We start from the raw sequence: 13,956 nt of genomic DNA, 5'->3' as shown, positions 1-13,956 counted from the left end.
TACGAAAGCGGTTGCTTCCCGAAAATGTTATAAGCAAGAGGTGCCCCTAATGAACAGCTTAAAACAAATCTTATCGGATATCCTGAAAGTTGACCTGGAAAATTACCCTGATGAAAAAATTTCTGCTGCTTTCATAGAAAGCTGGGATTCCTTTGCCTTGTTAAACATGGTTATTGTGATTGAAGAAGAATATGGCATCAAGATAGATCCGAGCGAAATCATGGAGATGAACAACGGCTATTTATCCATGGTTAACGTACTTAAAAGACACGGAGTTGCGATATGAAAGTACATCATGTAGGCATCGTAGTTAAGGATATCGAGAAGGCCTGTTTACTGTATCGGGGCCTCGGATACGTGCAAGTAGGCTCTATCATCGAAGATAACGTTCAGCATAACAGGTTGCTTTTCCTTAAGAACGGAGAACTGCTTGTAGAGCTAATCGAACCCATTAATAGCTCATCTCCCGTTTATAATCCAAGGAATCTAGGATACCATCATATATGTTATGAAGCAGAGGATTTGGATAATGCTATCTTTTCCTTTGAGGATGCAGGGTTGGGCAAGATCTTTACTGACAAAATTACGGCCCCTGCTTTTAACGGCAGGAAGGTCGTCTTTGCTATGCTTAAAAACGGCACGATAATAGAGCTTCTGGCAGGTGATGCAGGTGTCAGCAGTTGATGCAATAAAGAAAGATATCGCTAAGGCTGAAAAGTTGAGAGATTTTTTAAACATCAACAGCAAAATAGACGAGCTCGCAGACGAGACGTCAGACATAAAAAGGATAAACATATTTACCCTAAGGTCATTTACCATAGAAAACCTGATACCCGTGCTCAGGGCAAAGTGCTTTGCCAGCGACATTTTGGCTCAAATAACGCTTGGCGGCTTCAATCAATACCTTCAGTATGTCTTAAACGATACAAGTGAGCTTTACGCTTCCAGGCCGGACATAGTGATAATTGCCTTAAGGCTTGAGGACATGGCGCCGAAGCTTTTTGAAAGCTCCATCCTTGAAAGGGATGTGCTGAGCTTTATTGAGTCTGAGGTACTTAATACTATTGAATCAATTGTTAAATCCATAAAGCAAAAAACGGCTTCTAACATCATCATAAACAACTTTGCCATGCCTGAATTTCCGGGTGCTGGGATATACGACTACCAGACCAAATCAAGCCTCCTTAACTTTGTAAGAGACATCAACCTTAAACTCCTTGAGTTGAAGGAAATTTACTCCGGGGTATATATAAACGACGTAGATTACATGGTAACCAAAAAGGGCCTGGACAACTTACTTGATCGAAGGATGTGGTATGTGGCAAAAAATCCATATAACAGCAACTACTACCTGGGTTTGGCTGAAGAATATGCAAAGATAATAAGGGCGATCTACGGAATGGCAAAAAAATGCATCGTCCTCGACCTTGACAACACCCTGTGGGGCGGTATCGTGGGCGAGGACGGATTTAACGGCATAAAGCTTGGAGAAAGCTACCCCGGCAAATGTTACAAGGACTTCCAAAGGGAGCTTTTAAAGCTAACCCAGAGGGGCGTAATTCTTGCCGTAAACAGCAAGAACAACTACGACGATGCCATGGAGGTCATAAACGGTCACCCCGACATGGTCTTAAGGGAAGAAAACTTTGCCTGCATCAAGATAAACTGGAACGATAAGGCAACAAACATCCTGGAGATCTCGCGCGAGCTTAACATAGGTCTCGACAGCATGGTCTTCATAGACGACAATCCCGTAGAGTGCGAGCTCGTCAAAGAAAGGCTTCCAATGGTAATGACATATTTAATGCCCGACGATCCAACCCTGTTTGTCGATTTCGCAAGAGGCATCGACTGCTTTGAAAAGCTGGACATAACGGAAGAAGACTTGAACAGGACCAACATGTACAGAGCCCAGATCAAGAGGGCAAGCCTTCAAAGCCAATTTGAAAGCCTGGAAGATTTTTACAGAAACCTTGACATGGTAATTACCGTAAAGGGAGCGAGCGACTTTTACATCCCCAGGATATCCCAGCTTACGCAAAAGACCAACCAGTTCAACCTTACGACCAGAAGATACACGGAAGAGGACGTAAGGTCCATGGCAAAAGACGGCAGACATCGCATATATGCCTTTGACGTAAAGGACAAGTTTGGCGATTACGGCATAGTAGGCCTTGTAATAATAGAGGAATTAAATGACAGGGAATGGTTTATCGATACCTTCCTGCTCAGCTGTAGGGTGATGAACAGGAAGGTGGAAGATGCCATGATGTCATTCGTTTGCGAACAGGCGTTAAAAAGCGGAATAGAAACCGTTTGGGGTGAGTACATCCCCACCAAAAAGAACATGCCTGCGAAGGACTTTTACAGAAATTTGGGTTTCACCGAGATAGACGGCAGGTATTGTCTTAACGTTAAAGAGGCCGGGATATCTTGTCCCGACTATTTTAAGATAAATATAGAGATATAAGCAGGGTTCCTTCAAAATTTAGGATTTTTATGAACGGGAGATTATATTATATTGATGGATTGTGACGAAAGAGGAAAAGATTATTTATATATTTGTGATGATAGTGAAAAAATATACTACGCTGATATTGCCGATGCCTTGTGCAGTGCCAATATCGAAAAAGGCGATATCATCTTTGTTCATTCCGATGTCTCTGTATTTGGTAAGCTGGGAAATATAAGGGATAGGGACAAATTCCTGGGCATGATATTGAATGCATTTAAAGAAGCGGTTGGCTCAGAAGGAACGATAATCATGCCTACCTTCACCTACAGCTTTACCAAGGGCGAAACTTATTGTCCTGAAACCTCACCTTCTACAGTAGGGGTACTTACGGAGTTTTTTAGGAAGCAAAGCGGTGTCACAAGGACCATACATCCGATATTTTCGGCAGCAGTGTGGGGCAAAGAGAAAGCCTACTTTACGGAAGGGTTAAGCAAGGACTCTTTCGATGATGACTCCATCTTTGGGAAGTTGCGAAAGAAAAAGGGTAAGCTGGTCTTTTTTGGGGTAGATTTTCATGTCATGACTTTTTTACATCACATTGAGCAAAAACATGTGGTTCCCTACAGGTATATGAAATCGTTCACCGGAAGGATAAAAGTCGGAGACAAAGAGTACGAAGATACTTACACGTATTACGTTAGGTATTTGGATAAAAACGTAGTAACCGATGCATCCCGGTTTGAAAGGTATGCATTGGAGTGCGGTGCATTAAAGGAAGTAAAGTTGGGATACAGCGCCGTAAAGGTAGCAAGATCAAATGATATATTCGATGTAGGTTATGAATTGTTGGATAAGGATATCTTCTTTTTCTTGAAAGATAAGGTAATGATATGATGCATAATCTAATTGGCAAACAGATGTATGAATTCTTAAGCGACTTGTTTCCGATATGCAGGTCTATCACTGGCGGCGGGGTTAGGCAGACGCTAAGGGCGATACAAAAACATATACCGATCGAAATCCGTGAAGTTCCGACCGGAACTCAAGCGTTTGATTGGACAGTTCCTAGGGAATGGAATATCAAAGATGCTTATGTTATGGACGAAAGCGGAAATAAGGTGGTCGACTTTAGGAAAAATAATCTGCACGTTCTCGGGTATTCGATTCCGGTAAATAAGGTCGTTTCTTACGCCGAACTCCAGGAGCACCTATATTCTCTGCCCGAGCAACCCGATGCAATTCCATACGTCACTTCTTACTACCAGGAAAGATGGGGATTTTGCATAGCTCACAGCGATCGAGTCAAGCTAAAAAGATACAATTACAAAGTTTTTATTGACAGTGAGTTAAAGGATGGATATCTGACATATGGCGAACTGGTAGTTCCGGGAAAATCCCAGAAGGAGGTTTTTCTTTCGACATACATATGTCATCCCTCGATGGCTAATGATAACCTGTCAGGTCCGACAGTTGCGACATTCCTCGCCAAATGGATCATGAGCACAGATAGGCGGTACACCTACCGTATCGTGTATGTACCGGAAACCATAGGATCCATAGTATATTTGAGCAAAAATCTCGAACGCATGAAGAAAAACGTAATAGCTGGCTTTAACCTTACGTGTATGGGGGATAACAGGCAATATTCCTATTTAGCAACCAGGATGGGCAATCTCTATGTTGATAGGGTTGCCTTAAATGTGCTTAGACATAAACATCCAAATTTCGTTAAGTATTCGTTTTTGGACAGAGGAAGCGATGAGAGACAATATGATGCCCCTGGGGTTGATTTACCCGTATGTTCGGTTATGCGAAGCAAGTATGGGACGTATCCTGAATATCATACTTCTTTGGATAACTTAAGCCTTGTCAGCCCTGAAGGTTTGTATGGAGCATATGATGTAATAAAAGAATGCATTTTTCTCATAGAAAATGATCATATTTACAAGATAAAATGCTTATGCGAACCACAACTGGGAAGGCGTGGCTTGTACCCGACACTAAGTGCTAAAAATTCTGCTTCGACAGTCAGGAATATGATGAACTTCATAGCCTATGCCGACGGCAAGAACGATTTGATCGATATAAGCGATAAAATTGGCGTTCCAGTCTGGGAACTATATGCAATAATAGACCAACTGAAGTCGGCAGATTTATTGGATGTGTTGGATATTACAGAATGAATATTAGAGCATTGGAGCCACAATTTTAGTTTTGAATTTTTGCTTTTTCAGGCCAACATCGCCGACAACCCGCTCCAAACAGAGTATCTATGCTAATATTCCAACTCATCCAAATGGCGATTATATTATAAAGTATACTCTGGGGTCGGATCTTTAATCTTGAATTATATTTCAACAAGTTAGACCGAACATGTTTTTGTTGTGTTTTGTTCCCTAGCTACAAAAGCACTAGAAAAGTTTCTTGATTACTCGGATGCCGGTGGTAATTTGGAAAGTTGACGCGTTAAGTTTACATTTGTTATCGCATTCTTAAAATTTTATAAATTCAAAGGCACGGCACCTTTACTTATAAAAAAATTCAATGGTGCCGATAATGTATACGAAATTTGTATCTGCATGTCGCCAGGCAGGGGATAGGCGTAATGTATGTAAACTGTAAGGTCATCTTGGTAACCGGCAGGACCGGTTCCTTCGGGAGGTGTAAAACTAAAATAATAAATCAAGAGGGTGTATTTTTGGAATTTATCATGGCTTGTATATAAATTAATCATGTAAGTAATACAACCTGACATTATAAATAATAAAAGCGCAAAATCTTATGCTTTAATAGCATTTACTAGAAAAGATATATAGCTGTGTGGTTGCATAGTCTGTGATGTCAGTAATATAACTTAGTATTTTAGGAGGTTAGCTTAAAGCGAGATCATGGAAAGCATAAGGAAGCTTGAAGAGGAATTTTTAGATGTGGAAGAAAAGCTTAACAGCGCTAAAGAGATCATTGTTTTTGGAGCAGGCGGCAGCGGTAAGAAAGTCAAAGCATATTTGGAAAGGGAGATGAAACTTAGAGTTCATTGTTTTGTCGATAACGATCCGGAAAAGTGGGATAAAAGCATAGATGACGTACCTATCATTTCTCCTTCGAGATTATTGTCTCTTTATAGTACATTTGCCAATCCGCTGATATGCATTGCCAGCTATTGGGCAAAAGATATAGCTTGTCAACTCCTAGATATGGGTATTAAAGATTACATTAATAATGTAACTTGTTATTTTGACCGAAAAATGCTTACAAGCCATTTAGATGAGCTTAAAACAGTTTATAATCTTCTTGATGACGATTTGTCTAAAAAAACATTTCTTTCCGTTATCGAATATCGTAAATCACTAGATCCTATCTGTTTAATAGTTTCCGAGTACGATCAGTATTGCCACCCCTCAATAGATTTTGCGGGGTGTAAGGTTTTATTTGATGTTGGGGCATGGACTGGGGATACAGCAATTAAATTTGCAAAACTTATAGATCAAAATGGTAAAGTTGTGGCCTTTGAACCGACACCACATAGCATGGCTGATTTATGTAAAAATATTCACGATGAAGGCCTTGAAAATAATGTTATTCCGGTAGCTGCAGGAGTAAGCGACAGAAACGGATATGCATGGATTCAGTTATCCCAGCTCAGCAGTTCTAACTGCATTTCATCAACGGGTTCCCTGTTGGTCAATATCACAACCATAGACGATTTCTGTAACGAAGTCAAAATGGTGCCCAATCTGATAAAGATGGACATAGAAGGCGGTGAGATGGCGGCATTGCGTGGGGCAAAGAATACCATTGTTAAATATGGCCCCGGACTTCAAGTGTGCATTTACCATCGCTGTGAGGATTTATGGGAAATTCCGCTGTTTCTCAAAGAACTTCGGCCTGATTATAAGCTTTATTTAGGGCATCATAGCAAAAACCTTTGTGAGACAGTTATATATGCAGTTAGCAGTTAAGTTTATATTTATTAATTTTTTTCAGTCTATTAATTCGTAGTTGTATAATATGGTGATATTCCCGACTTTATCAGTCAACCCCACTTTTTAGCTGCTCTGCCTCCTAAAAACCCCATAACTAAGGGATTCTTAGGAGGCAGAAGCCTTTTTTGAGAAAAATGTATGGACAACTTTATTCTTTCAGTATTCTACTTGTAATAAAGGTCGTAAAATCCAAGGGAAACTAGTACATACGCATTGTGGAGTCTTATCGCGAAGGCGGGAGGGTAAGATACCGTACCATAGCCTGCCTTTTAATGGTCATCCAGCATCTGCTTGAACCCAAAAGCAAGCTTGCCACCTACGAGGGCCAGAGTCGTTACCTGAAGCTACCGCACATCGGCTACAACCACCTATACAGGGCCTTGGACGTAGTGGCGGAAGACAAGGAGACGCTGGAACAGGCCATCTTTAAGCGAGGAAGAAGCCTTTTCAACATGCAGGTGAACGTGGTGTTTTACGACGTGACGACCTTCTACTTTGAGAGCACATCTGCAGATTCCCCGAAGGACTTCGGCTTTAGTAAGGATGGGAAGTTCAAGGAAGTTCAGGTTGTATTGGGCCTCATTACGGATTGCGATGGAAGGCCGGTAGGTTATGAGCTCTTTCCCGGTAACACCTTCGACGGAAAGACGTTGCTTAAAGCCAATTAGGAATAAGGGTTACGACTACGTCGTGGCAGCCAAGCTCAAAAGCATGGATGGCTCGGGTTAGGAAATCTGCCCTGGATGAAGAAGGTTACGCCCTCTTAAACGAAGGAAGAGAAGACGAGCTTCGCTACAAGGTATTGCCCCATGTAAACGTCGTAAAAGATGAAGTTGGTCAAAGCCATCGGCTGGAGGAACGCCTCATCATTACCTTCTCAAGAAAGCGGGCAGAAAAGGACAAAGCCGACAGGATGTGTTTGCTGCAGAAGGTAGAAGAGCTGCTGGAAAGCCCTTGCCGAATGGATTCGAGCAACAAGAGGGGGCAACAAGTACATCAAAAAGCTCGAGTTGAAGTTAAAGGACGTGGGGGGCCCGCCTCTCCTAAGCAGATCAGGGGGGCATTGAGCTCCACGAACTTCACGAAGGTGAGCTTAAAGGGAGAAAACTTCCTCGTAAAGGTCAAAAGGACTCTCTTAAGCCAAAAGATACCGTAGGCAATGAGAATAAAAAGCCTAAAAAACGTCATCCCACTGAAGGACATTAAGCTCATAAGCCAAAGATAACCTCATATAAAGTTCCCGCTAGACGTGTAGGAACAATTCTGCACGTTTTTATTTTAACTATCCCATAACGATGTGGATCTTGAAGGGTTAGGTGATAAAGTCAGGACCTTTTTCTATGGATATTCATGAATGTCCACTTCCCTTGCCCTCAGCTCATGTAACATAATTACAGACCCACTCTTTAGCATTTATTCCCCTCCAATCTATTGCTCTTCAGGGGGATCATCTACTAGGGGTGGGTAATTTTCAATCCGTTGATGCTAGGTCAATTATACGTCGGCGGTAGCATGAGATAGCAAATGTAATCTTATGAGTTTTAATTGTGTGTTCATTCAACTATTTCAAAATTACCATCGTGCCAGTAGTATTCGTTATCAAGGTATTTAATCTTTGTTTGTTCATAAGTCGCTAATGTCGATTTAATTAGTGGCACATATTTTACAACTTTTTTGATGTTATTTTTTAGGTCTTGAAAATCTTTAGGGTTGTTACAAATGTATGTTAATTCTAAATCAATAAGAGGATGTCTAAGGGAAAGCCTTATCGATTCATTAGGTTTATCTGATGGAGAGATAATACTATCAAATTCTATTTGAACGCTTTTGGTTTCTTGGTCAATAGCAATGCGGTCATCATGTAAAGACTCACATGTTAACTCATATTCTTTTTCTCCTGTATTTAAAGACACAACGAAAGGTCCCTCTTCTAAAAACCAGTCTACAGGAATCTGAACTAAATATAAGGGTCTGTCATTGAATGGATTCCTGGATTTAATAGCTGAAACTTGTATGGCTTTAATTTGATCCTTAAATTTATTAAGATAATAAATATCGCGACTTTTGCCAATCATGTATAGTTTATCTGCATTTGAAACTCTGTTATCTGCAAGTATTTTCTCTAGTAGGTTTTTGTAAGAGGTATCGGTACTGGTGTAAGTGTCGCTTAAAAGCCTTGCGTTGAGAGAGACTTCATGCCCATTATCAATGTTACGCTGGAATAAGTCTCTTGCTTTATCAATTTCGCCCAGCTCAAGGTATTTAATGCCTGCAAATAGATAGTTTTGCCAATCCTCATTTGTAGAGTTTTTGAGTATTATTTCTAAATCTTCTTTATTTATATAGCTATTCTTTGGACGAAGCATAATGCGTTCCATCGCTACGGCAGCATAAGTTGGGTTATGTCTAAAAAGATTTTTATATGTTCTATCATACTCATATAATATATTAATAAGATCATTAGGTGAATTGATTGCATTAGATAATTTAGCAGCTAAACCATATTGATACCAGAACTCAGGAAATTCTTGAAAGGCTGGATTATCTTGCAATAGTCTTTTCATTGTACGGTATCTCAAATCGGGTGTCTTTATCTTTACAGCCTCAATAAATTCTTGTGCTTGTTTTTCGGTAAGGCGATATTTATCATTAATATCATAATTCTTGAGTATTTCCCACGAAATTTCTAATAATGAAGATCGCATATTGTTTAGATATTTGATTCGATAATCTTCAAGTTCAGCGTTAGCGTCATTCATTACATCTTTATAGTCTTCTGTACAATTTTGATAATTAATGTAAATTGATCCAGCTGACACAATAGTGTTTGCTATTGCAGATGTAAGGTTTGCAGGGTTGATATTTACACTTATTATGTTATTTTTAATGCTATCAAATAATGCTCTCTCAATAAGTTTTTTGTACCGATTTGTTATTCGCTCTTTTTGTCTGGTTGTTATAATTTCTTCTGTTAATACGTCCATTAAATCTGTGAGAAGAGTAATTATTTTTTTATCATTAATAACATCAAAATTGAGATTATTAATAATATTATCATACTCATTTGTTAATATGATTCTATCATTATATGATACTATTTTTGATATAGAATATACCACATAATTAATCGATTGTAAAACTTCATATTGATCGTAAGATTTATACAACGCGCTTATTGAAAAAACCTTTCTACAATCACCGAATGTTAAACACACTAAAATAAATAAGGTCAAATAAACTTTTGTTTTCCTATTCATAATATCACTCCTTTAATTAACATATGATAAAACGATAATATCATGATCAGGTATTTCATCCCCGTAATCGTTAGATTTTATAGCCGATTCTACTTCATAAACATTCCATATTTTATTCTTTAACTTGTCATCCAGGTTGTATAATCCAAGAAATCTAGATTATGCTTATTTTTATCATATGAAAAACCATTTCTTAATTTGTAAACCTGGATTCCTAGTTTTCTAATTTGCTTATCTCCTTCTTGATCATCTCTATTAAAATCCCCTAAGAAAATTAAATTTCTGCGGGGATGAAATATATTCTTTGTTTTGTATGGTTTACAAATGTATTTCAACGCTTTAACCTGCGCATGCCATTTCGTTATATTATAGTCATTACCAGCTGTCTCATTCATATACCTGCTTAATGTTTTACTTTTAAGATGAACATTTATAAAAGTTATTTGAGTGCCTAGCTTTTGACTGAAAAACGTTATCTCTAAAGGAGGCCTGTCAAAAAGCTTTGGTTTTTTTATTATACCATTATATTCATACTCAAATATCTCATCACTAAACCATTGCTTTGTTGTATCTGGTTTTTTCTGAAAATAATTCTTGTTCCAAATAAAGGCAAGTTGCTGTTTGCCGCCTGCATCGCTAAACTCCATCCTCCACCAAGCCGGGAAGCAACTAATAAGACATTCAAGTGATCTTATGTCTCTAATTTCTTGTAAGGCGAAAAGTTGGGCTTTAGATTCCTTCATAATACTGGCAAGTTTATATATCTCGTCAATAGTATAAGCCTCTTCATTCAAGTGCGAATCATTTTTTAAGCAGAAATTTTGAATGTTAAATGTCGCAACTGGAAAAGCGAAAGATTCATTAAAATTCGGAAGTAAAAATAATAGTATACAATAACATAGTAAGGTTATTTTGTGGATAATGTAATTTAATATCATAGTATTCTTATGCATTCTCTTACTGTTTAATGAATGTACTGCACTCATGCCTCTATACTCCCTTTAGAGGTTTCTAATATTTTTGTAGACAGTATCTTGGAATCTTTCATTATTATGATGTTTATAATATAATTCTATTATAAAAATAATATGAAATTATATTTGTTTGCTTTTCGAAGGAGTAGTGATCTTAAATTTTGAACTTTAATCTGGCAGGCCAACACTACTGGCACTCTATTCCAAACAATACCTTAACGCCAGTGTTGTGGTTTATGCAGATGGTAATCATGTTGCAAGAATATCTCTTAATACATAGTAACACTTGTCCATACATAGAATATTCGTCCTATAGCTTAAAGCCTGCCGGGTATTTTAAAGGCCTGCCAACAGTTTTAAGGTTATGCTTTTTCATGTACAATAAACTACGTCAATTACTTTCAACGCAAAGGAGGCCTTGCTTGTGCCAAAAGACGACCTTACGCCCAAAGACCCCCACGACAGGCTCTTTAAAAGGGTAATGTCAGATGAAGCAAACGTAAGACAGTTCATAAAGGAATTTCTACCCAAAGACATTTCAAGCCAGATAGACCTAAAGGAAATAAAGCTCATTCCAACAGAAAAGATCAAGGGCTACAACAAGTACTACATGGACATAGCCGTGGAATGCAAAATAGCAGATACTAAAGGACAGCTTTATTTTGTATTCGAGCATAAGTCATACCCTGACCCCGGAGTCTTACTTCAGATACTGAGCTATATGACCGTAACGTGGGACGAGCAGAAAAAGAAAAATAAACCACTTACACCTATAATCCCCGTAGTCATCTATCACGGCTCTTCAAGCTGGAACGTAACGACTCATTTTCAAGGGCAATTTCGAAATATAGGTGAATCCATAAAACCTTACATCCCTGAGTTCAACTACGTATTAGTAGACTTGACTCAAATTCCCAACGACGAGATAGAACAAAAGGCAAAAGACACGCCCTTTTTGATGGCAAGCCTGCTTTTAATGAAGCTTGTAGCCTTACATGACATAGAGGAAATCACGAGGATAGCTGTTATAATAAGCTTGTCCGAAGAGGAAAGGATAATACTGATCCTATATTTATTCTACACTCTAGACGTAGACCAAGACACCATGCAACGGATAGTAAAAGAACTTGGAGGTGAAGAGCTTATGCCGTCTCTGGCAGAGAAGCTGATAAAACAAGGTAAACAAGAAGGCGAAATCAAAGGCAAACAAGATTTGCTTATAAAACAACTGCGCCGCAAATTTGGCCTGTCATCTTCTGATGAAAAGATGATCCGCTCCGTTACCGACGAATCCAAGCTTGACGCCGCAGCCGAAGCCGTGCTTGACGCCAAATCCAAGGACGAAGTGCTTAAACTACTGGGATAAATTTCGGGGGTTCACATCTTGAACATTTGGCTTTACCTCCTATGAGAATGGAATAAGTCAGTATAAAAAATTTTAAAATTCCCGTTGACAAAAGCCTGGTCCATTCCCTATAATGGGCACTGTCCTGGGGCTGTGGCGCAGAGGGAGCGCGCTTCCTTGGCATGGAAGAGGTCAGGGGTTCGAATCCCCTCAGCTCCACCAATGAAAATAAAGCCTCCTTTTGCATATGTACTGCAAAAGGAGGCTTTTGTTTATTCTTATGCGAAAAGGCTTTTTATATCCGCCCCTTTGTATTAAACTTAAAACCGATCCGTGAAATTGAAATATGCATAAACAAAAGGGGGTGTTTTGCATGAATCCGAAGGGACATCACTATATCGTCGAAGCCTCCGGCTGTGCAGAAATCATTGGGGAAGTCGACAAGATGCAGGAAATCCTCGTCGAGGCGGCACGTCGTGCGAACGCCCAGGTCTGGGCCGTTTCCTTCCACCGCTTTCCTCCGAACGGGGTAAGCGGCGTGGTAGTCATAAGCGAATCGCACCTTTCGGTTCATACCTGGCCTGAGCTTGAATACATGGCGCTTGACATATACACCTGTGGCAGCGAGACGCGCCCGGAGGTCGCCGTTGATTACGTTCTCGAAAGAGTGCAGGCAAAACACACCCATGTGACCGAGATCACCCGCGGGCTCGACGACGGAGACCGCGAGTTCTACCACTCCCTGATCACGTGGGAAGAGCAGCTTAGGACCAACGGAGGACAGGAATCCGACAAAGGCAAGTGAGCGGTAGGATAAAATCGAACCCTCGAGGAGGTTTTGCCCATGCATATGACGATATGGGGCAACGGCCTTGGCACATGGGCTGTAGCCATATTTGCCGGTGTAATTTCCTTCTTCCTCTTCTGTTACGCCGTAAAGCTAGCCGACAGGTACCTTTCCATATTGCTTGAGCGTAAGCCCGGCACTGCTGCAGGCCTTATCCTGGACCTTGTCAGGCAAATAAACGTTTACTTCATCTTCCTTCTTGCCCTGCTCATTGGTTCATCTTTTCTTAACCTGCCGGCAAGGCTTTCGAAGATCATATCGGTGCTTGTCATACTTTTCCTTCTTTTTCAAATAGGCCTGTGGGGAGATAAGGTAATAAGCTACTGGCTTAATATCAAGATAAAAAAGAAGGTCACGGAAGACCCCTCCACGGCCACCATGCTTTCGGCCTTTGGCTTCATGGGAAAGCTGCTGTTTTGGGGCATAATCGTGCTGATCGGCCTGGAAAACATGGGCATAGACGTCACGGCCCTCGTAGCAGGGCTTGGCATAGGCGGCATTGCCGTGGCCTTAGCGGCACAGAACATATTAAGCGACCTCTTTGCCTCGTGGTCCATAGTGCTGGATAAGCCCTTCCTCGTCGGCGACTTCATAGTCATCGACGACCTTTCCGGAAACGTCGAACACATTGGCTTAAAGACCACCAGGATAAGGAGCTTGACGGGAGAGCAGGTCGTAATCTCAAACTCCGACCTCCTCAAATGCCGTATAAGAAACTACAAGCGCATGTACGAAAGAAGGGTCGTCTTCACATTCGGCGTGACATACGAGACACCCATAGAAAAGCTCAAGGAGATCCCAAACATCATCAAAGACGTCATCACCTCCATGGAAAACACTCGTTTTGACAGGGCCCATTTTGTAAGCTACGGCAGCTTTGCGCTCAACTTCGAGGTCGTCTATTACGTCCTGTCTGCAGACTACAACCTCTACATGGACATCCAACAAAAGATAAACCTCATGCTCCTGGAGGAGTTTAAAAAAATTGGTGTTGCCTTTGCCTATCCCGTGCAGACGATCTACGTGGCGGGAAAAGAGCCCGTAAGCGTATCCGTCGAAGGGCTTGAAAGGCTCCAACCGAAGCGGGGGTGAGAA

Annotated in this window: 11 protein-coding genes, 1 tRNA gene and 1 pseudogene; 11 read left to right on the top strand and 2 right to left on the bottom strand. The window is 40.5% G+C overall.

Going from position 1 to position 13,956, the window contains the following annotated elements; genetic code table 11:
* Nucleotides 1-49 precede the first annotated feature (49 nt).
* The 7 genes and pseudogenes from BUQ78_RS02850 to BUQ78_RS10195 all read left to right on the top strand — a co-directional run bounded on the left by BUQ78_RS02850 (nucleotide 50) and on the right by BUQ78_RS10195 (nucleotide 7,594).
* Nucleotides 50-286: an acyl carrier protein gene (locus tag BUQ78_RS02850; RefSeq protein ID WP_074199214.1), complete on the top strand. Its 237-nt coding sequence runs from the start codon at nucleotides 50-52 to the stop codon at nucleotides 284-286.
* Complete coding sequence (locus BUQ78_RS02845) at nucleotides 283-684, top strand: VOC family protein (RefSeq protein WP_074199213.1); 402 nt, start codon at nucleotides 283-285, stop codon at nucleotides 682-684. Before BUQ78_RS02850 ends, BUQ78_RS02845 begins: the two co-directional genes overlap by 4 nt.
* The gene (locus BUQ78_RS02840; RefSeq protein ID WP_159432090.1) at nucleotides 671-2,470 is read left to right on the top strand and encodes an HAD-IIIC family phosphatase; all 1,800 of its coding nucleotides are present in this window, start codon (nucleotides 671-673) and stop codon (nucleotides 2,468-2,470) included. The genes BUQ78_RS02845 and BUQ78_RS02840 overlap by 14 nt, the downstream gene beginning before the upstream one ends.
* A gap of 54 nt (nucleotides 2,471-2,524) precedes the next feature.
* Complete coding sequence (locus BUQ78_RS02835) at nucleotides 2,525-3,349, top strand: AAC(3) family N-acetyltransferase (RefSeq protein WP_074200149.1); 825 nt, start codon at nucleotides 2,525-2,527, stop codon at nucleotides 3,347-3,349.
* On the top strand, nucleotides 3,349-4,638 hold the full coding sequence (locus BUQ78_RS02830) for a DUF4910 domain-containing protein (protein WP_200779689.1): 1,290 nt from the start codon (nucleotides 3,349-3,351) through the stop codon (nucleotides 4,636-4,638). The genes BUQ78_RS02835 and BUQ78_RS02830 overlap by 1 nt, the downstream gene beginning before the upstream one ends.
* Nucleotides 4,639-5,382: 744 nt before the next feature.
* Complete coding sequence (locus BUQ78_RS02825) at nucleotides 5,383-6,414, top strand: FkbM family methyltransferase (RefSeq protein WP_159432089.1); 1,032 nt, start codon at nucleotides 5,383-5,385, stop codon at nucleotides 6,412-6,414.
* A 230-nt stretch (nucleotides 6,415-6,644) separates the two neighbouring features.
* A pseudogene (locus BUQ78_RS10195) lies at nucleotides 6,645-7,594 on the top strand (IS1634 family transposase).
* Nucleotides 7,595-7,991: 397 nt separating this feature from the next.
* Here the strand turns inward: BUQ78_RS10195 and BUQ78_RS02810 are convergent.
* Both BUQ78_RS02810 and BUQ78_RS02805 read right to left on the bottom strand, forming a co-directional pair.
* Nucleotides 7,992-9,695 carry a hypothetical protein gene (locus BUQ78_RS02810; RefSeq protein WP_074199208.1) on the bottom strand — a complete coding sequence of 568 codons (1,704 nt, stop codon included), beginning with the start codon at nucleotides 9,693-9,695 and terminating at the stop codon, nucleotides 7,992-7,994.
* A 119-nt stretch (nucleotides 9,696-9,814) separates the two neighbouring features.
* Nucleotides 9,815-10,681, bottom strand: coding sequence for an exonuclease/endonuclease/phosphatase family protein (locus tag BUQ78_RS02805; protein ID WP_074199207.1), 867 nt, complete (start codon nucleotides 10,679-10,681; stop codon nucleotides 9,815-9,817).
* A 412-nt stretch (nucleotides 10,682-11,093) separates the two neighbouring features.
* On the opposite strand from BUQ78_RS02805, the gene BUQ78_RS02800 reads away from it, so the two are divergent.
* The 4 genes from BUQ78_RS02800 to BUQ78_RS02785 all read left to right on the top strand — a co-directional run bounded on the left by BUQ78_RS02800 (nucleotide 11,094) and on the right by BUQ78_RS02785 (nucleotide 13,953).
* Nucleotides 11,094-12,035: an Rpn family recombination-promoting nuclease/putative transposase gene (locus tag BUQ78_RS02800; protein ID WP_074199206.1), complete on the top strand. Its 942-nt coding sequence runs from the start codon at nucleotides 11,094-11,096 to the stop codon at nucleotides 12,033-12,035.
* 126 nt (nucleotides 12,036-12,161) lie between these two features.
* Nucleotides 12,162-12,236 (top strand) — tRNA-Ala (locus tag BUQ78_RS02795).
* 124 nt (nucleotides 12,237-12,360) lie between these two features.
* A complete protein-coding gene (speD, locus tag BUQ78_RS02790; protein ID WP_318259466.1) occupies nucleotides 12,361-12,819 on the top strand; it encodes an adenosylmethionine decarboxylase in 459 nt (152 codons plus the stop codon).
* A 39-nt stretch (nucleotides 12,820-12,858) separates the two neighbouring features.
* Nucleotides 12,859-13,953: a mechanosensitive ion channel family protein gene (locus tag BUQ78_RS02785; RefSeq protein ID WP_074199204.1), complete on the top strand. Its 1,095-nt coding sequence runs from the start codon at nucleotides 12,859-12,861 to the stop codon at nucleotides 13,951-13,953.
* Nucleotides 13,954-13,956 lie beyond the last annotated feature (3 nt).

Origin of the sequence: Acetomicrobium flavidum, assembly GCF_900129645.1 — a bacterium.
Classification (GTDB): Bacteria; Synergistota; Synergistia; order Synergistales; family Acetomicrobiaceae; genus Acetomicrobium; species Acetomicrobium flavidum.
This window is presented reverse-complemented; position numbering and strand designations above follow the sequence as displayed.